Genomic DNA, 17,805 nt, shown 5'->3' with positions numbered 1-17,805 from the left:
AAACTTGAAAATTTACCTAGGAGGGATTTTTTTGAAACCAAGACCATACTTGCAAATACCCGGACCTACTAACATACCTGAAACTGTCCTAAGTGAGCTGTCAAAACCCCCTATTAACCATAGAGGAAAAGAGTTCGAAGATATTGTCGAAAAATGTCTCAATGATCTTAAAGAAGTATTTAAAACTAGAAATGATGTACTTTTATTTCCAAGCTCTGGAAGCGGAGTGTTAGAATCTGCAGTGGTTAATCTTTTTAGTCCTGATGATAAGGTAATTACTAGCTGTATTGGAGTATTTAGTGAGCGTATGAATACGATATGTGAAAAGTTCGGACTAAAGACAATCAAAATAAAGAAGGTTTGGGGAGAAGCTATCACCCCTGATGATATAGAAAAGATTCTTTTAGAAGATGTTGATAAAGAAATAAAAGGAGTCTTCATTCCCCACAATGAGACTACAACTGGAGTGACATGTGATATAGATGGTATATCCAAGGTGATAAAAAAACTCTTTCATCCTGCCCTTTTAATAGTGGATGCAATCAGTTCACTTGGATGCCTCCCACTTGAAACTGATATGTGGGATATTGACGTAGTAATCAGTGCATCTCAAAAGGGATTGATGCTCCCCCCTGGACTTGGCGTAGTATCATTAAATGACAAAGCTTGGGCTATGTATGAAATCTCCACCCTTTCAAAATGGTACTGGGACTATAAGATGGTAAAAGAAAAATTACTATCCTTTCAGATGCCTTATACTCCTCCTACAAATCTACTTTTTGGATTAAAGGAATCTTTGTCTCTTCTTCTTGAAGAGGAACTAGAAAACGTCTGGAATAGACATAGACTTATGGCTTCTTCAGTAAGAGCCGCAATAAAGGCCTTGGGACTTGAGCTTCTTGCAAATGAAGATATTTCATCTGATACAGTAACGGCTGTACTCCTTCCAGAGTCTATTTCATACTCTAGACTCTCCTCTGTTCTAAAGGAGCAGTACAATATTACTATCGGGGGAGGCCTCTCAAATCTTCAAGGAAAAATATTTAGAATTGGACATATGGGTTCTATCCATCATCTTGATATATGCGCTATTATCTCTGGTCTTGAAATGGCTCTTTATGAACTAGGGCATGAGTTCGAGCTTGGAGCAGGGGTAAGAGAAGTTCAAAAAACATTTTTAAAAATATATTAAAAAAGCTGAGGAGATGATTTGTCATTTCCTCAGCTTTAATCTATTCTTCATCAAAATCCAGTTGCCACTCTACGCCAAACTTATCTGTTACAGCCCCGTAGCACTTGCTCCAAAAGGTTTTTCCAAGCTCCATTCCTACAGTACCGCCTTCTTTCAGTCTATCAAATATATGCCTTATTTCCTCTTCGTCATTTGAAATAAATGTAAGACTTACATTATTTCCCTTGAGAAAAGGCATGTCAGGAGGCACATCCGAAAACATCACAGAGCTTCCATTAATAATTAATGTCGTGTGTAGTACAAGCTTTTTTATATCATCAGTGATAGGGAAGTTAGGGTCCTCAGGCATGTCTTCATAGTACATTATTTCCGGCTGCTCAGTCTTAAATACATCCACATAAAATCGAACTGCATCAAGACAATCCCCGTCAAAATTAATATAAGGCTGAATCGGCATTTACTTCACTCCCTTAGGTATATTCTATTCGTTTTTACAATACCCTAAAGTTTTTATGTTATTCAAATTAGATTATAAAGAAATTACCATGTAGCTATTTGAGGTAATATAAGAATTTTAATGCTGTATCATATACCGCTGATTATTTTCCTCATTTTGAATTTCATAGTGAATATACTTGATTTGTATAGTTGTATATGAAATGATTTGAGTTACTTGATATATTTTTTTGCTTTTATACTAATAGTCAAAGGAAGTTTCCCTTCAAGAGATTTTAGGTAAGCTAAACCATTTTCATCGATTTCTAATCCGCCCATCCCAGGTGAACATCTGTCATATTCTTTCATATAGGTTACAAATAAATTTGATTTTATAAGAGAACTAATAATAGCATCTAGTTGATGTCCCCAAAAATAATTTTTTGATTCGTGGGGATTGGAAGCATACCCTCCTATATACTCATCTTCATCTGGAGTATTCTTAAAATAAGGATATTTTGGAGATAGTTCTCCATTAAGGATTAAATTTTCATCAAAAATTAGATACCAGGGGTGAGAGTCATGTAAATAAAAATATCCATCTTCCTTTAAAAAATGACTTACCACTTCTGCCCACTTTTCAAGATCAGGAATCCATCCAAGTACACCATCAGTGGTTAATACAATATCATATGTTTCACTGTGAGTTTCAATTAGTTTAAGAACATCTTCGCATATAAAGTCAATATCTTCGATTTCAAACTCATGGGCAAGTTTTTTAGCATAGTAAATATTTTCTTGTGAAAAATCTACACCAGTTACAATTGCTCCTTTTCTTGCTAAAAGTATAGAGTCCGCCCCTGTATTGCACTGAAGATGAAGAATTTTTTTGCCTTTTATGTCTCCCAACTCTTGCTCTACTATTGGATTTAGTTTGAAATCATCATTAGAGAGGTTTATTTTGAAATGCTCATAATGCTCCTTTGATAATTTTGACCAAGCATTCCTATTAGCATCAATTTTTAAATCAAAGTCCATATCTTTTTTATCCACAAATACCACTCCCATCCTTAGATTTGTATTTCATCTTTCAATTTCCTATAAAATTCTTGATTTAATTTAGGCTTGTTTTTAGTTTTTGAGGATAACAAAATTGATTCTTTTGGACAATGGTGGATGCACCTGTAACAAAATTCACAGTCGTATTTTATATGTAAAGGAAAACCTCCATCATCTGCCCAACAGTTTCTTATGCAATTGGCTGAACATATTCCACATTTTATGCAAGTAGTTTTTTCTATTTTAAAACTTCTTTTATATTTTTTCCCTAAAAATTTATTTGGATAATTTAAAATCGAATATATCTTGAACCTTGGAATATTCACTTTAATTTTTCTCTTTTTTAAAAGCTTTTTTATGTTAAAAATATCTTCCTCTAACCTTGATTTAATATTTTTTTCATATCTGAACATAAAAGAAAATGAAGGGAGAAGTAATGCACCATCAGTGGCTGGTGCTCTATATATAGAACTTTCATTTATGATTAAATTCTTTTTGATGGCCTCTTTAATAAATATTCTCATAGTATTAGCTGAGTAAAGACCAAATGTGGTAAATGCAAATCCTCTAATTTCATTTTCAAACTTTGGCATATTATTTATAAATTCTGTCATCGATAAAGAAGGTTCGCAGTGATATGTTGGAAATCCTAGAATAAGAAAATCATACTTTAACATTTTTTTATAATCATATTCTAAGCTTATTGGTTCAATATCAGTTTGATAATACTTCCCTAGCTTTTCCAAATATATCTCAGCCAAAGTCTTAGTACTACCTGCCCCGGAGTGATATAAAATAAGTATTTTTTTAGACATATAATTTTGTTTCTCCTTTTAAAATTCACCATTGCAATTCCTTGATTTTCAATATATTTGCCAGCACTTTTGGGGTTACGAGGGCTGTGACATCAGAAGTAATTTAGGAAAATTTCTTCCCTAGTAAAGTTCAAATGTTGACCAATCATTTTCTCTTGCCCACTTCAGCCTATCTTCTATAGTATTGTAATGTAACTCCAATTTGTGCCCATCTGGGTCAAGAAAATAAAATGAGTCTCCTTCTGATGAATTTTCCTTGAAAGATTTTACCCCTGCACTTTCAAGTTTATCTTTCATTTTTTGAAAATCTGTAGATAAGACATTGAAAGAAATATGACTATAATCTGATTTTTTATCTAAAATCACTGCACTCTCAACATTAAGGGCGACCCACTGGTTCCCTGCTAACAAATATGCTCCTTTATCCCATTCCCCAACCAATCTAAGACCTAATATATTCACATAAAATTCGACTGATTTTTCTAAATTTGATACAGCAAATGTAATATGGTTAATTCCGTTAATCATCATTCATCCCCCTATGTTTGAATATCTTTAGTACCCAAGGAAGTATATATCTATTGGTGATTAATTCTTCCTATTATACTACTATATATGGCTATTAATCGTTTTTTTATACGATGTAGATTTTTCAAAGTTACTTTACTTCTTTATAGACTCTTTTTTAGCACTATTGCATCTAATAATTTATCTGACCACTGCAACTGAACTTTTTCTATTTCTTTAAATCCTCTATTCTTCCAAAATTTCAGAACTGATCCATCATAACTATTCACAACATCAATTCTTATACTTTTTAAATTTGCATTTCTCAAGTAATTCTCTAGTCCTTCATTTCTTCCTGTTCTTTCTTTAACCACTCTATACTTATTTCGCTTCTATCCATATGAGATAAAAGAAAATCCTGATTTGAATTATATACATCTAATACTCCATTGATGTCTTCTTCTAACATTTCACCGATCACAAATTTTTTTGTTTTCAAAATCACTCTCTTATCTCCTCTCATAAATTATTCTTTTCATTTAACGTAAATCAATCATTTATCTTTTAATTATAGTCTATTTATTTGAACCCACATGTCCTTTATTTTTTAAAATCTAGACTATTATCATATGGAATCATTTTCTTAATCGATCAAATTCCAAATTCCTTCTTACTATGAAATAGAATTATTCCAATCTCTACAGGTACCAAGATGATTAATCCAGCTAACCCTGATAAAACTGTACTTGGAAACTCTATTCTAAGAATTGGACTGGCGAGAAAAGCATAAGCAACTTCTACAAGTAGTCCTGGTAAGAGAAATAGAGCTGTTAGCCTCATTGGGGTTTTTATTTCTCCATTTATCACACTTTCTTCTCTTTAATATTTACCTTACTCATCTTGTAATCCCTTTCCTTTTTCCCTATTCTCTAATCTAATGTCCTCTAACACTTTAAGGTTTAGCGACGTCGGATATAATGTATAAATCTATAGGATATACTCTAATTGATAGTCATTTGGGTCACTTTCATACAGCTTTTTATTTACTTCTACTGCCTCTTTACAACCAATTGCAAAATAAAAAGCAATTGTTTCTTCAGCCGACCCAGCACAAATATATAACTTATCTGCATTCCACTTTCTAGCTACGTCTGCAGAAACCTCGAATAATTTTCCACCTATTCCTTTACCTCTATACTCCAATGTAATAAATAATTGGTCCAATAAAACGTGATTATACGCCTCACCAAAAAATTCGCAGTTTACAGTTGCAAAGCCTACTAACTTACTATTACTATCAAAAGCGCCTATAGCGCTCCCCCCACTTATAATAGTATCTTTCAGATTATTATAATGCTGTTCGTACCCATTTGGCCAATCAGGGTCTTGGTAATTAATTTCAACCAACTTCCGCTCCCCATCTATCCCTCTCCATGCTCTGCGAATATATTGAGATGGGTTCATTTCCTTTATACGCACACACTCTTCTACTATTAATTTTCTATATGTTATATTTTCCATATAGTTCTTCCCTCCATATGCTTTTAATCTAAATTATTACAGTAATATTCTATAATTACTGCATATGATTGGTATTACAGAATATATAAATTTGGGGAATCATCATTCTTTTGACTTCATCATCAAACATTCCGTTATACCTTGTCTGTATAAGTTAGGTATATCACCAATTACTGAATATCCTAGATCTTCGTACAATCTTTTTGCATCCGGATTAAAATCGGATACTATTAAAAATAGTTTTGAATATTTTTTATAATAAACATCCTCAATAAATTTTAAGAGCATTTTTCCTATTCCTTGTCCACGATTTTCACTTTTCACAGCAATAATATGTATATAAGGAAGCGCATGGAAAATTCCATTTAATATAACCCATACAAATCCCATACAGTTGTTATTATTGTCTATGGCGACATATATATCATTTTCCTTAAATCCTTCTTCTAATGCTTTTCTAGCTTTTCCCTTTTCTGAAAAATACCTTTTCCCCAGTTCTGAATTTACTAATGCATCCTCGCAATCATCTATATAATTTATACTTCCCTTTATAACTTTTATTTCCATATAAAATATTCCCCTAATCTTAAGTTTACTTCGCAATAATATACTATTGTGAATTTGATTTAAATTTCTTAATTTTTTACTGATATTCTGAAAACTTGGGTTTCTTGCCCTTTTTCATCATGTGTTTTATATACATACTCCCAGCCTAATCTTTTATAATATTCAGAAGTGTGTTCGGTTCTTAAATATAGCGTTTTAAATCCTAATCCTTTTACAACTTCCCGAACTCTATTGATTAGCTGTTCTGCTATTCCTTGACTTCTATAGTTTGGACTTACATATAATGAGGCTAACCAAGGTGTTAATTCATCTTGAGTTTTTAAATCATTTTCAAAAATAGAAATTGTTCCCACACACTCATTATCTATAACTGCAATAAGTGTTATTGGAAAAGATGTTAGACTGGTATTCTTAAAATACTTAGTAATCAGTTCTAACTTTTTTAAATTCTTTTCTGATTTTGCAACAAACTCATTATAAATCCAATTTGCCACTGTTTCTAGATATTCGGGATGGTTACATAAATAATCTATAGTCATTCTTTGAGGAGTCCTTGATGCTTTAATTCCTCCTAAGATATTATTAAAATCGTCTTTAATACTTAAATCAATTGCCATATTAATTAACCCCTTTGTTAATTTATTTAATGTAATTATGCCTATTTTCATTGGAATAATTTCTTTATCTTTTACATGTTCTTCAATGGCTTTAATAAATTCATCTTCTATTTTATTAAATGTTGGAAAAACAATTGGCAATGCATTGTTAGGCGAATGTTACTTTCCACTTTTTTGAAATTACCTAAAAAATCATTCCTACTAATACAAACATAACATTCATTAAGAAGTGCATTATTATGACAGGAAGTAATCCTTCTGATTTTATAGTAACTCCACCCATTAACATACCAGCTATCGAAAAAAGTACACACATATACAAAGAAAACCCTAAAGATAAGTGATAAAAACCAAATCCTACACTTGTAATTACTAGTCCAATTTTTTCGCCATATTCATCTACAAATCTACTAAGTATATATCCCCTCCACATCAGTTCCTCTAGAATAGAATTGATTAGCGAAAATATTACTGCATATGCAAATAAAGTCCAAAATCCTTGATGTGTAAAGTCAATGAAAAATGAAAAAGACAAAACAATAATACCTGAAAAAATAATAAGAAATCTCCAGATAGGGTCTCTAAACAAACCCACCCAAATAAATGGAAATTGAACATCCCTAGTAAATGAACCAACCTTAATATAGCTGATTTTAGGTCTCCTAAATATTTCTAGTACCAACAAAGGAATTATAAACCCTAGCAAACTAAATCTTGATATTATGACTTTCCACTCTACAGCCTCTGGAATTGCTATTAATATAGGACGTAGATACTCTGAACACAAATGCCCAGTTATATAAATAGCACAAATAATATATATCTCTTTAATTTTTAATGATTTCATTAAAATAACAACTACAGCGATTAACCCTAATAAAAGAAGCCCTTGATAACTAGATAAAACTTGAATTAATATTACAGAAATTATAAAAACAATTATTGCAATTTGTTTATCAAAGTTTTTTATAATTTGTTCCATAAAATTCACCATCTATTCTGCTTTGTTAGAATTTCACCAAGCGTCTTATTTCCAATACCCTGTTAGTTTTAGAGGCTAATAGGGTAGGTGTTTGCGAACATTGTTTAAAATGACTTTTCCCTTCACATTGTTAACAATGCGACAAAAATATGGAAAATTCCCCAAAAGCGGAAAGCCCCCGAAAACCATGTTCGGTTCTCAGGAGCATGGACAAAAGTGGTCTGTGGATTTACATCACATTAGACTTTATATTTTTCATCAATGAAACTACGCAGCCTATAGAAATAAGCATTGTGGCTGGCATTATTATGATTGCTGGAATTATGCTTACTCCTGCCATTCCCATAGCTATAAGCTTAGCTGTAAGGGCTGCCATCAGTATAGAAAGAAATATAAGATATGATGGTGCAAAAATATATCCAAGTGGATTTCTTTTTATTAACAATATTCCTGTGATTATGGAAAATGGAAGCATAAGTGCAAGATCTAGACCTTGGACTACAAGTGTCGTGGAATGACCTATATCTACTGGATATATACTTCCATCAAGTAGTGGTGTTATCACCATCGTCAGCCATAAGATACCCACATTGATTCCGTTTATCACTAAAAATATTCCAGGTACCTTGACTTTAGTGTTTTCACTAAACTTTTCTTTTATGCTATCTTTATCAAAGCTTCCTAGCATAAGTACAAAGCTAAAGAAAGAAAATCCTAAAAGAGCTACATATATTAAAAATAATTCATTGTACATAGCCATCATAAGATAAAACAAGTATGTAAGAAGAAAAAATCCTAAAGTTCCTGTAAGTATAAAACTCCCTTTTAAAGAATCCTTCCTATATCCTCTAAGCCCTAAAATAAGCAAGGGAATACCAATAAATAGGGTTACGTAATCATGGGCTATACCTTGAATCGCAATATCAGACTTCATATGTCTGTAAAGCCCTCTACCATAGATTTCTATTATGTCTCCTCTTATAGTTTCATAGCTGTATGGACCGCTTCCCTGTGATGATAATATACCTGTAATAGCGGCTATAAAGGACAATGCTATTATCCCTAGTGTAAGTAATGTCACAGTATTTTTTTTATTCATAAATAATCTTTTCCTTTCAAATAAGCAGTTTTAAAATTTTCCTATTCTTTACTTTAGTAACAAATTTTTCATTGTCTCACAGTGAAAGTCTATTATCATTTCTTTTCTCTCTTGGCTTAAATTTTTCTCAAGTATAAGTCTTGATACTAGACCATTTGTGTATACCCATATAAGTTGTGATGTGATAGCTGCATCTGCATTTTTAAATCTTCCATTTTCGATTCCTACATTAATGAGATTCAAAAGATTTGGTATTACATTATCTTCTGATAACATTCCAAACTTATCCCTGAGCTCTTCAATATCATTCATAAATACTGCCCTATAGTGCTCAGGTGTTTCAAGGGTTAGATTTATAAATATCTTCAGTATTTCCCCAAGGGTCTTCTCAGGGCTTTCCATATCTAATGGAACTTTCCCCATCTGCTCTGATATCCTATTTACGTTTTCTCCATAAATCATGGAAATGATTTCTGCTTTATTATCAAAGTAGTAGTATAAAGAGCCTGGAGAGTATCCTGCCGCCTTTGCTATCTTTCTGATTGAAAGATTTTCGTAGCCTTCCCTTAGGAGTATTTCCGTAGCTATATCAAATATTAAACTCTTAAACTCCTCTTTTTCTATATCTTTTCTTTGTTTTATTTTCATAAATATTTAATCTCCTATTTTCTAAAATTCGTCGCCATTAACTTTGTTTTTATTTTTGAACACCGTTTAATTAAATAATATCATTACTTTTTCATATAATCAAGTTTTTTATAATTAATCCTTTGTTGCAAAATACTGTATTAAATTCTAAAATAGACATATTATTTATATACTGGATTTTATAACCTTATGTTGATAAATTTAAAAACAGATTGGAAGTGTGTGAAGTGAGACTGCACAGACTCTTAGGAATTTTGTTGCTCCTTGATTCTCGTGGCACAATGACAGCTAAAAATCTAGCCTCAATTTTAGAAACCTCTGAAAGAACAATATATAGAGATATAGATATTCTCTGTGAGTCGGGAGTTCCTATCTATGCACATTCCGGCCCCAAGGGTGGCTACTCGGTAATGAATGATTTTAAGATTAATTTTAATGTTTTAGAATTTAAGGATGCTTTTCATCTACTACTATCTGGAATGGGTATATATCCAGATAAAAATTCGGAAATGTCACAGCACCTTAAAAATGCTTTAATCAAACTAGAAAACAGTGTATCAGAAGAGCACCAGGCAGAAATAATAAAAGCAAAGGAGAAATTTTTTGTAGATTCTCAGCCTTGGTGGGGAGAAGGGGAAGATTATAGTAATTTAGATATAATAAAAAATGCAATACTTAACCTAAACAAAATAAAGATTTATTATAAAAAATTTAATAATGAAACGTCCGAGAGAGTTTTAAGACCTTATGGAGCTGTCGTAAAGGATTCTAAGTGGTATCTGATTGGGCTTTGTGAAATGAAAAATGAGATTAGGGTGTTTATGTTCAAAAGAATACTAAAAGTAGATGTAATGGATGAAAAATTTACTATGCCCACTGATTTTAGTTTAGAAAATTTCTGGGAGGATTCAAAAAAGCACTTTAAAAAAACTGCTACTGGGGCTTCAAAACCTCCTACATATTTAGTCAGGCTAAAATCCCCTGAGCCATTGCCAGAAACACTGAGAGGTTTTGATGAGGTTTTTAAAGAAAAAATAAATAAAGCCACAATATACTGCATTGATATGATAAGCTTTCAAACCGCTATTAGTATACTGTTCCCTCTTAGCGATTCTATAGAGGTTTTAGAGCCAGACTATCTTAGAGAGTATATAAAGAAAAAAGCAGAAAAAATCATAAATTTATATTTAAATTCATAATAGCTGACACACTATTGTCAGTAATGAATTGATATACTCTTTATAACCATTAATTAATAGGAGGGTAAAGATATGAACGGATTAGCTGTAGATGTAAAGGGATTTAAGGCGGTAGGAATGACATATTTTGGAGACAACAATAATGGAGAGATTCCAGATTTGTGGAAAGCTTTCAATTCTCAATTTAATAATGTAAAAGACAAAAGTATTCCTATGCTTTTTTATGGAATCTGCGATTCTGATATGGATGAAGAAAACAGATTCAACTACTGTGCTTGCGTCAAAGTTGATAGCTATACTGATGTCCCTGAAAACATGGTTACTAAAAATGTTCCAGATGGAAAATACCTTGTTTATACCTATTCTGGCGAAATAAAAGATCTTGGTATCTTCTATGATAAAATATTCATGGAGCTTATGCCAAAAAGTGGATATTCCATTGATGAAAGACCGCAGCTTGAACTTTATGATGAACGTTTTATGAAAACTGGGGAATTTGATATATATATTCCAGTAAAGTAATGTAGCAAAGTACTAAATTTTAATCTTTTTTATATTTCAGGTTATATTCCATAAAAAATACTCTCCTTTTATGTAGACTCTAATTAGAGAATACTACTTTTAGGAGAGTATTTGAATTTAAAGATTATTATTCAGCCATTTCAAGAGCTATCTTCATCATATTAGTAAATGCATTTTGTCTTTCTTCAGATGTAGTCGCTTCATGAGTTGCTAGGTTGTCTGATACTGTAAGCAGGCAAGCTGCATTTTTCCCAAGAACCTTTGCATTATGAAATAGTGCAAAAGCTTCCATCTCTACAGCTACGCATCCATGCTTTTCATAGATTTCTTTGTACTCATCAAAGTTTTCTCTATAGAATACATCCGATGAATGAATTCTCTCTACATGCATAGGAATTCCAAGTTCTTCTGCATATTTTGCAAGTTTTTCATTTAATTCCTTAGTTCCTTCTATAACGTCTTTAGTATATCCGCCTTGTACCTTTGCAAAGCTTGACTCACTCCAAACGTCTTTAGCAAGTATTACATCATAAAGATTTACATCTTTAGTATATCCTCCGCAAGACCCTATTCTAATTATGTTCTCAACTTCATAAAACTTGTAAAGTTCATAAGAATAGATTCCTATACTAGGCATTCCCATTCCACTTGCCATTACAGATATTTTTCTGCCCTTGTAAGTCCCAGTATATCCAAGTACATTTCTTACTCCATTAAACTGAACTACATCTTCTAAAAATGTATCTGCTATAAACTTAGCTCTAAGTGGGTCTCCTGGCATTAGTACAGTTTTTGCTATTTCCTCTTTGCTCTTTGCTTCGATATGAGGCGTTGGTATCATTTTTAATTCCTCCTTTAAGATTTTTTTACACATAAAAGATTATACCCAAAATATTTATTTAATATAATTTTCATTGTGCTCATATAAATTACCCTTGAGGGTGTAAATAGAATTTTAGCTCTATTTTTAATTTTTTTCAAGGTTTACATTACTTATTTCATAATTAAAATAAATTTAACCTAGTTTGTCCCCATTTTTGACCTTTTTATCAGGTTTTATAAGTACCACTCCCTGCTCTGAATATGTACCAAGGACAAGTACTTCTGATATGAAGTTTCCTATTTGTCTTGGAGGAAAATTGACAACACCTAAAACTTGCATACCAGCAAGTTCTTTAGCTTCATAACACTCAGTTATTTGAGCGCTTGATTTTTTTATTCCTATTTCATCACCAAAATCTACCCATAGCTTGTATGCAGGCTTTCTAGCTCCTTCAAATGCCTCTGCTTTTATTATTTCTCCAACTCTTATATCTATCTTTAAAAAATCATCAAATGTAGCCATCCATATTCCTCCTTAAAAAATTATCTAGATTTCCCAGTTCATCAAATATTCTACTTTTCTAGTATTTTCATCTATTTTTTCTTCTTGGATTACAAAGCTTTCTCTAAGATAAAATTTTACTGCTCTTTCATTATCTTTATAGACTTTTAATGCTAAGTTATTGTATCGTCCTTTTATATATTCAAGTAATGCCTTTCCGATTCCCTTAGATTGTTTGTTATTGTCCACAAAAATACCAGCTATATAATCATCAGTCATACCTGCAAATCCGCTTATCTTTTCATTTTCTTCATATACAAATATCGTAGCATTAGGCATCATAGACTTGACTAGCTCATAGTTTTCCTTCCAGTAGCTTTCATCTATAAAATCATGAGCCTTAGTATTAGACTCAAGCCAAATCTTCATAATATCTGATAAGTCATCTATTTCAAATTCTCTAATCATATTAACCTCCGTAAACTCTATAATTGTACAACACTTCTATTGAGGAAATTTATTTAAGATAAAAGTTCCATAAAATACTATGCTCTAAATATATCGACAAGCATATCAATTAATTTTTTCGCCTGACTCCCATCACTATCATATAAAGGAAAAAATTCGGTAATCTCTATTCCTACTATTCTAGGATCAGCTAGAATTTCTCTGAGAAGCTTTTTTGCTTCTAAAATAGTCATTCCTGTTTCGCTTGGAGAATAAACTGCATGCAATTCTTCCTTAGAAATCACATCTAAATCCAAATGAACTAATATTTTTCTATTTTCAGGAATTTCTTTAAGAGCTTTTTGTATAATTTGACTTAATCCTTTTTCTCTAAGCTCAGATAAACTATATTTTTTTACATCTTTATCTATTTCAGATTCGTGCTGATAACCTATAATAGATATATTGTCTCCACTAAATCCCTTCAAGCTATTAAAAAAATTATTTTCTTCTAATAGAAACCATAACCCCATCCCAGCTGCACCTAAGCAACGATCTGCAGAAGCCTTGTAAGAGTCAATATGTGCATCAATTGCGATTAAATGAATGTCCTCTGAGTATCTTCTATAGAGGCTATGCATAGTCCCTGTAACAATACTACAATCTCCTCCCAATATTAATAGTAACTCCTCATCATTAAACCAGTCTTTAGATTGACTATATATTTCTTCCCATACCACACGCGGACTAGGCCAATTTCTAATTGGAGGTATATTATGTCTTGGTATATAACTAGGAATGTTAATGTCTCCAAAATCCAATACGTTTAATCCATGCTTTTCTAATTCTTCAATTAAGCCTGCCTCTCTAAGAGTTTTAGGGGTCATTTCAGTTCCAGTATATAATCCTCCAGAGTTCATGGGTATTCCAGCTAATTTCATACTCTTCATTCTACATTACCGCCCCTTTAGATTTTTAAATATAATATTCTCATTTTTAGTTGCTTGTTGTTATTTTATATTGCTTTATCTGTAAATAATCTTATACCTTTAAAAACTAAAATTGGTGAACTTTAGATTACAAATTCACCAATTTTGGAAAAATGCTAATCAGCATCTATCTGTAAATTATATTCATCCATAAACAAATACCTAGGATTTGTCATATTTATTTTTATCTGCCCTATATCTTGTTTTTCCAAGAAATAATTAATAGCACTTAACCTTCCCTGTTCATCATATTCCTCAAACCATCCTTCTGATCTATTTCTAGTCAGCTTCACTCCCACCATTTCCATATTATCCTTTTGGTTTTTATAACTCAGATTCACTTTAATATATCTATCTTGTGTATCATCGTATTTAACATGTTCTACACTTTCTATTATTACAGTACCATCCTCAAAATTCACTTCTTGATTAAGCTCTACTACCCCTCCTTGCCTTGGAATAGGAAGTTTAAGACTTTTTTCTTCACTAGATTCTACAAGGACATAAGGAATATGAAAGATAAAATCTGCTTCTTCATTTTCTATATCAAAGAAGAAAGAAGGTCTAAAACCACTCCCAAAACTTGAAGGAAGAGTATAAGCTCTTTCTTTGTTTTCTTCTTTTAATACAATCTTCTTCCCAAAATACTCTAAATGAAACTCAGACTCAAAGCTTATAAGTCTATATTTGGAGTAATTGAGAGGATATATAGTTACGGCTAGGTTATTATTTTCTAAACTGCTTGTAGCAGTAAGACTTATATTGTTTTTAATATCATTTGATCCAATTTCATCTAAACTTGAATACTGCTCTATATCCACAAGCTCAAATTGGGCACTTATATCATATTCTTCATATATAAGCTTGTATACTCTTTCTGTCCCAATATTACTCTCATCAAGATTAAATGTCATTATATGAAAGTCTTTAATCCCATCTCCAGCTCTACTTGCACCATCAACTTCATATCTTTGACCATCAACTTCAAGATATGCCTTTATTTTTTCTAATTGTCCTCCATTTTTGAGTTTTTCAAATTCCTTTTCCTTTTCTATTAAAACCTCATCCTCTGTAATATTTTTTCTTTCAAGGCTAAAGCCTATAGTAATGCTGTCTTTTTTTCCTGCAGCGCTCAATATATCCAGTAAAGCAGTATTATTTTCACTGCTATTTACATCTTTTAGTCTATAAAGTACTTCTTGATTCTCAACTTCAACAAGTCCCACACCTGGAATAATCTGAAGTATCCTATTAAAAGCTTCCACTAAAATATTATTTGGAGTAACTAAGAGTGCTAGAATAAGTATTGCCGCTATTGATATATATTTTTTAAACCCATATTTTTTAGAAGCAATTTCTTTAGTTATTGAGGTATTGTCTTTAGTTATTGAAGAGATTTGTGAATCTAATTCCATCTTCACTTCTACTCTTTTTTTGATATCCTCTACTAAATCTTCATTAATATCCATATTTTCTAAATCATACATACTTAGTAACTCTTCAGTTTCCTCTAAATCCAGATACTGCATAGTATTTATAATCTTTTTTTCTATAAGCTTATCAAGTATATCTTTTTTATTTTCCATATTCGCAACCTCCAATCAAAACCCTAAGCTTTTTTAACCCTCTAGATATTTTTTTATCCACTGTATTATCCCTAATACTCAATATATTTGCTATTTCTTTAGTTTTCTGTCCCATATAGTATTTTCTAATAAATATTTCGCTATCAGGTTCACCAAGAGAGTGAATTGCATCTATTAGTTCTTTTCTCTCTTCTTTCTTTATGATTTCAGTTTCTGGAGCAGCACTTTTATCTTTATAATTTGATAGTTCCTCATACTTGTCAGTTCTTATGCTATTTTTTTCAAGCCTTCTATAAAAATCTATTGCCTTATTGTTTGCTATAATAGCGATATATGCCTTTAACGTTCCTTTTCCTAAATCTATTTTATCTATTTGATTATAAAATCCTAAAAATACATCGCTGATACATTCCTTGATATCTTCCTCAGTTCCCAGCTTTGACAGTTTTGAATATACAATGCTGTAAACAAGCCCGCTATACTTATCTATAACATCATTGATACCGTCTTTTGGATTTTCTTTTAGTTTTTCAAAGATACTTATATCATCCAAATTCCTTCCCTCCTTTGTCTTTATATATATTAATTCGAAGTATATTATAAAATCTGACCATTTGTTATATTATTTTTAAAAAATATATTGACCCTGACGTTACGTTATACCTTAATATGGTTGTAGGAGGGATGATATGAAAGTAAATGAAGTGGCCAAAATTGCAGGAGTGAGCGTACGCACTCTTCACCATTACGATAAAATAGGGCTTTTGAGTCCAACAAAAACAGAATCCGGATATAGAGACTATAGTTCATCTGACCTTGATGTTTTACAGCAGATACTTTTTTTTAGAGAGCTTGATTTTTCTTTAAATGACATAAAAAAAATCATAAAGAATCCCTCTTTTGACAAAAATGAAGCTCTTGAAAATCACAAGAAAATGCTTTTGCAAAGAAGGTCAAAAATAGATATAATGCTTGAAAATATTGATATGACTATAAAACATAATAAAGGAGAAATTAAAATGAATGAAAAAGATAAATTTAAGGGATTTGATTTTAAAGAAGGAAACAAATATGAAGAAGAGGCAAAAAAACGCTGGGGAAGTAAGTCAGTTGAAGAAAACAAGGAAAAAATAAAAGGTAGGGAAAATGAGATAGGAGAAGAAATGAACAACATATATTTTTCTCTTGCCAGTATTCGCCACCTTTCTCCAGAATCAGATGAAGCTCAAAGTGAAATAAAAAAATGGTATGATTTTTTAAACAAATTTGGTTCTTATTCTTTAGATGCCTTCGAAGGTCTAGGTCAAATGTATGTGGATGATGAAAGGTTCAAAAACAATATAGATAAGTTTGGAGATGGATTAGCTGTATTTATGAAAGACGCTATGAAAGTCTATTCTCAAAAAAACAAATAGCAGTTAAGCTTTTCATTTTAAAGTAAATTTTTAAACTAAAACCATGGCAACATGGTTTTTTTATTTAAATAAATTTACTTTTTTAGGGTTCATTTATATCCTATTATGGTATATATTGATAAGTAATATTAAATTTAAATTCATATTAACACGAAAGGGTATCGGATGGATAAGACTTCCAAGCATACTAAAATTTATATTCTATTTTTCTTGTTTTTACTTCATCTTATATCAGTGATAGTAGAAAATGATTTATGGGGGAATATTTTTTCTCCTATTGTTTGCTTTTATGCTTCATATATCATTTATATTTCTATTAAAAGTAAAGATAAGAAAAATCAAGATAAAACCTGTTATTTTTTACTAGGATTTGTACTGATTTGGGGAATATTAGACTTTCTTTGGGTCTTTACAGAATTAGTTTTGAATATAGATGTATATAAAACTCCTATTTTATATTTTTATACTATCCCTAGCATTATTTTAGCTTTTTTAGCAGTGAGCTTGTTTAGAAAATTTTATAAAAAATGGGATAAATATCAGCTTTTAATTGACGTAGTTGCCGTTTGCTTAATATTGATTATCCTCATATGGTCTTTTGTTTTTTCTGCAACTGTTATAGAATTTGAGCTCAGTCTAGCCTTTTTTAATATTGTGGTATATATGCTAAGTGATTTTATTACTCTGGCTTCATTTATCATTTTGTATTTTTCCTTTAAAAATAAAACTACCGCTCTTAGCTTTAATATAGTGTTTCTTTCCATAATTATATATGTGATATCTAACTTACTTAAACTTCGCACACAAATAAAACCTATGAACCTTGAAAATTCAATAATTGACAGGTTAATAGTATACTTTAGACATATAAAACAAGCTTT

General features: G+C 31.2%; 24 protein-coding genes. 5 read left to right on the top strand and 19 right to left on the bottom strand.

Annotated features, from left to right (window positions below; translation table 11 throughout):
* Window positions 1-31: 31 nt before the first annotated feature.
* Window positions 32-1,192, top strand: a complete 1,161-nt coding sequence (locus J2Z35_RS04765) for a pyridoxal-phosphate-dependent aminotransferase family protein (protein WP_209659969.1) — start codon at window positions 32-34, stop codon at window positions 1,190-1,192.
* A 40-nt stretch (window positions 1,193-1,232) separates the two neighbouring features.
* Here J2Z35_RS04765 and J2Z35_RS04760 read toward each other — a convergent pair whose 3' ends face one another.
* The 13 genes from J2Z35_RS04760 to J2Z35_RS04705 all read right to left on the bottom strand — a co-directional run bounded on the left by J2Z35_RS04760 (window position 1,233) and on the right by J2Z35_RS04705 (window position 9,442).
* Window positions 1,233-1,649: a VOC family protein gene (locus tag J2Z35_RS04760; RefSeq protein WP_209659967.1), complete on the bottom strand. Its 417-nt coding sequence runs from the start codon at window positions 1,647-1,649 to the stop codon at window positions 1,233-1,235.
* Between the two features lie 212 nt (window positions 1,650-1,861).
* The gene (locus J2Z35_RS04755) at window positions 1,862-2,680 is read right to left on the bottom strand and encodes a class I SAM-dependent methyltransferase (protein WP_209659965.1); all 819 of its coding nucleotides are present in this window, start codon (window positions 2,678-2,680) and stop codon (window positions 1,862-1,864) included.
* Window positions 2,681-2,697: 17 nt separating this feature from the next.
* Window positions 2,698-3,501: an EFR1 family ferrodoxin gene (locus J2Z35_RS04750; protein WP_209659963.1), complete on the bottom strand. Its 804-nt coding sequence runs from the start codon at window positions 3,499-3,501 to the stop codon at window positions 2,698-2,700.
* 120 nt (window positions 3,502-3,621) lie between these two features.
* Window positions 3,622-4,029, bottom strand: a complete 408-nt coding sequence (locus J2Z35_RS04745) for a fosfomycin resistance glutathione transferase (RefSeq protein WP_245330766.1) — start codon at window positions 4,027-4,029, stop codon at window positions 3,622-3,624.
* 143 nt (window positions 4,030-4,172) lie between these two features.
* Complete coding sequence (locus tag J2Z35_RS14760) at window positions 4,173-4,298, bottom strand: hypothetical protein (protein WP_281063619.1); 126 nt, start codon at window positions 4,296-4,298, stop codon at window positions 4,173-4,175.
* A gap of 47 nt (window positions 4,299-4,345) precedes the next feature.
* Window positions 4,346-4,513 carry a hypothetical protein gene (locus J2Z35_RS04740; protein WP_209659959.1) on the bottom strand — a complete coding sequence of 56 codons (168 nt, stop codon included), beginning with the start codon at window positions 4,511-4,513 and terminating at the stop codon, window positions 4,346-4,348.
* A gap of 146 nt (window positions 4,514-4,659) precedes the next feature.
* A complete protein-coding gene (locus J2Z35_RS04735; RefSeq protein WP_209659957.1) occupies window positions 4,660-4,875 on the bottom strand; it encodes a hypothetical protein in 216 nt (71 codons plus the stop codon).
* Between the two features lie 120 nt (window positions 4,876-4,995).
* Entirely contained in the window at window positions 4,996-5,529 is a 534-nt protein-coding gene (locus tag J2Z35_RS04730; protein WP_209659955.1) for a GNAT family N-acetyltransferase, read from the bottom strand.
* 102 nt (window positions 5,530-5,631) lie between these two features.
* A complete protein-coding gene (locus J2Z35_RS04725; RefSeq protein ID WP_209659953.1) occupies window positions 5,632-6,096 on the bottom strand; it encodes a GNAT family N-acetyltransferase in 465 nt (154 codons plus the stop codon).
* 68 nt (window positions 6,097-6,164) lie between these two features.
* Window positions 6,165-6,854, bottom strand: a complete 690-nt coding sequence (locus tag J2Z35_RS04720) for a GNAT family N-acetyltransferase (protein ID WP_245330765.1) — start codon at window positions 6,852-6,854, stop codon at window positions 6,165-6,167.
* A gap of 43 nt (window positions 6,855-6,897) precedes the next feature.
* The gene (locus tag J2Z35_RS04715; protein WP_209659951.1) at window positions 6,898-7,695 is read right to left on the bottom strand and encodes a CPBP family intramembrane glutamic endopeptidase; all 798 of its coding nucleotides are present in this window, start codon (window positions 7,693-7,695) and stop codon (window positions 6,898-6,900) included.
* 229 nt (window positions 7,696-7,924) lie between these two features.
* The gene (locus J2Z35_RS04710; protein WP_209659950.1) at window positions 7,925-8,794 is read right to left on the bottom strand and encodes a hypothetical protein; all 870 of its coding nucleotides are present in this window, start codon (window positions 8,792-8,794) and stop codon (window positions 7,925-7,927) included.
* 48 nt (window positions 8,795-8,842) lie between these two features.
* Window positions 8,843-9,442, bottom strand: a complete 600-nt coding sequence (locus tag J2Z35_RS04705) for a TetR/AcrR family transcriptional regulator (protein ID WP_209659942.1) — start codon at window positions 9,440-9,442, stop codon at window positions 8,843-8,845.
* Between the two features lie 218 nt (window positions 9,443-9,660).
* Between J2Z35_RS04705 and J2Z35_RS04700 the strand changes: the two genes are divergently transcribed.
* Both J2Z35_RS04700 and J2Z35_RS04695 read left to right on the top strand, forming a co-directional pair.
* Entirely contained in the window at window positions 9,661-10,641 is a 981-nt protein-coding gene (locus J2Z35_RS04700) for a helix-turn-helix transcriptional regulator (RefSeq protein ID WP_330623384.1), read from the top strand.
* A 72-nt stretch (window positions 10,642-10,713) separates the two neighbouring features.
* Complete coding sequence (locus J2Z35_RS04695; protein WP_209659938.1) at window positions 10,714-11,163, top strand: GyrI-like domain-containing protein; 450 nt, start codon at window positions 10,714-10,716, stop codon at window positions 11,161-11,163.
* 127 nt (window positions 11,164-11,290) lie between these two features.
* Here the strand turns inward: J2Z35_RS04695 and deoD are convergent, their stop codons facing one another.
* From deoD to J2Z35_RS04665, 6 genes are all read right to left on the bottom strand, one after another.
* Window positions 11,291-12,004 (bottom strand): purine-nucleoside phosphorylase, encoded by a 714-nt coding sequence (deoD, locus tag J2Z35_RS04690; RefSeq protein WP_245330763.1) that lies wholly within the window; start codon window positions 12,002-12,004, stop codon window positions 11,291-11,293.
* Between the two features lie 174 nt (window positions 12,005-12,178).
* Entirely contained in the window at window positions 12,179-12,508 is a 330-nt protein-coding gene (locus J2Z35_RS04685; protein ID WP_209659936.1) for a tRNA-binding protein, read from the bottom strand.
* Between the two features lie 24 nt (window positions 12,509-12,532).
* Window positions 12,533-12,955 (bottom strand): N-acetyltransferase, encoded by a 423-nt coding sequence (locus J2Z35_RS04680; protein WP_209659935.1) that lies wholly within the window; start codon window positions 12,953-12,955, stop codon window positions 12,533-12,535.
* Between the two features lie 77 nt (window positions 12,956-13,032).
* Complete coding sequence (locus J2Z35_RS04675; protein ID WP_209659933.1) at window positions 13,033-13,884, bottom strand: arginase family protein; 852 nt, start codon at window positions 13,882-13,884, stop codon at window positions 13,033-13,035.
* 155 nt (window positions 13,885-14,039) lie between these two features.
* Entirely contained in the window at window positions 14,040-15,509 is a 1,470-nt protein-coding gene (locus tag J2Z35_RS04670; RefSeq protein WP_209659931.1) for a hypothetical protein, read from the bottom strand.
* Window positions 15,499-16,062, bottom strand: coding sequence for a sigma-70 family RNA polymerase sigma factor (locus tag J2Z35_RS04665; protein WP_245330762.1), 564 nt, complete (start codon window positions 16,060-16,062; stop codon window positions 15,499-15,501). The genes J2Z35_RS04670 and J2Z35_RS04665 overlap by 11 nt, the downstream gene beginning before the upstream one ends.
* A gap of 136 nt (window positions 16,063-16,198) precedes the next feature.
* On the opposite strand from J2Z35_RS04665, the gene J2Z35_RS04660 reads away from it, so the two are divergent.
* Window positions 16,199-16,924 carry a MerR family transcriptional regulator gene (locus J2Z35_RS04660; protein WP_209659930.1) on the top strand — a complete coding sequence of 242 codons (726 nt, stop codon included), beginning with the start codon at window positions 16,199-16,201 and terminating at the stop codon, window positions 16,922-16,924.
* Between the two features lie 165 nt (window positions 16,925-17,089).
* On the top strand, window positions 17,090-17,805 hold a 716-nt coding region (locus J2Z35_RS04655), incomplete at its 3' end, for a hypothetical protein (protein WP_209659928.1).

It is taken from the genome of Acetoanaerobium pronyense (assembly GCF_017874355.1).
Taxonomy (GTDB): Bacteria; Bacillota; Clostridia; order Peptostreptococcales; family Filifactoraceae; genus Acetoanaerobium; species Acetoanaerobium pronyense.
This window is presented reverse-complemented; position numbering and strand designations above follow the sequence as displayed.

What these genes read in the sequence shown, in the direction of transcription:
- J2Z35_RS04675 (WP_209659933.1), bottom strand. Translation starts at nt 13,884, where the DNA reads ATGAAGAGTATGAAATTAGCTGGAATACCCATGAACTCTGGAGGATTA.
- J2Z35_RS04715 (WP_209659951.1), bottom strand. Translation starts at nt 7,695, where the DNA reads ATGGAACAAATTATAAAAAACTTTGATAAACAAATTGCAATAATTGTT.
- deoD (WP_245330763.1), bottom strand. Translation starts at nt 12,004, where the DNA reads ATGATACCAACGCCTCATATCGAAGCAAAGAGCAAAGAGGAAATAGCA.
- J2Z35_RS04660 (WP_209659930.1), top strand. Translation starts at nt 16,199, where the DNA reads ATGAAAGTAAATGAAGTGGCCAAAATTGCAGGAGTGAGCGTACGCACT.
- J2Z35_RS04685 (WP_209659936.1), bottom strand. Translation starts at nt 12,508, where the DNA reads ATGGCTACATTTGATGATTTTTTAAAGATAGATATAAGAGTTGGAGAA.
- J2Z35_RS04750 (WP_209659963.1), bottom strand. Translation starts at nt 3,501, where the DNA reads ATGTCTAAAAAAATACTTATTTTATATCACTCCGGGGCAGGTAGTACT.
- J2Z35_RS04710 (WP_209659950.1), bottom strand. Translation starts at nt 8,794, where the DNA reads ATGAATAAAAAAAATACTGTGACATTACTTACACTAGGGATAATAGCA.
- J2Z35_RS04680 (WP_209659935.1), bottom strand. Translation starts at nt 12,955, where the DNA reads ATGATTAGAGAATTTGAAATAGATGACTTATCAGATATTATGAAGATT.
- J2Z35_RS04725 (WP_209659953.1), bottom strand. Translation starts at nt 6,096, where the DNA reads ATGGAAATAAAAGTTATAAAGGGAAGTATAAATTATATAGATGATTGC.
- J2Z35_RS04670 (WP_209659931.1), bottom strand. Translation starts at nt 15,509, where the DNA reads ATGGAAAATAAAAAAGATATACTTGATAAGCTTATAGAAAAAAAGATT.
- J2Z35_RS04760 (WP_209659967.1), bottom strand. Translation starts at nt 1,649, where the DNA reads ATGCCGATTCAGCCTTATATTAATTTTGACGGGGATTGTCTTGATGCA.
- J2Z35_RS04695 (WP_209659938.1), top strand. Translation starts at nt 10,714, where the DNA reads ATGAACGGATTAGCTGTAGATGTAAAGGGATTTAAGGCGGTAGGAATG.
- J2Z35_RS04730 (WP_209659955.1), bottom strand. Translation starts at nt 5,529, where the DNA reads ATGGAAAATATAACATATAGAAAATTAATAGTAGAAGAGTGTGTGCGT.
- J2Z35_RS04745 (WP_245330766.1), bottom strand. Translation starts at nt 4,029, where the DNA reads ATGATTAACGGAATTAACCATATTACATTTGCTGTATCAAATTTAGAA.
- J2Z35_RS04705 (WP_209659942.1), bottom strand. Translation starts at nt 9,442, where the DNA reads ATGAAAATAAAACAAAGAAAAGATATAGAAAAAGAGGAGTTTAAGAGT.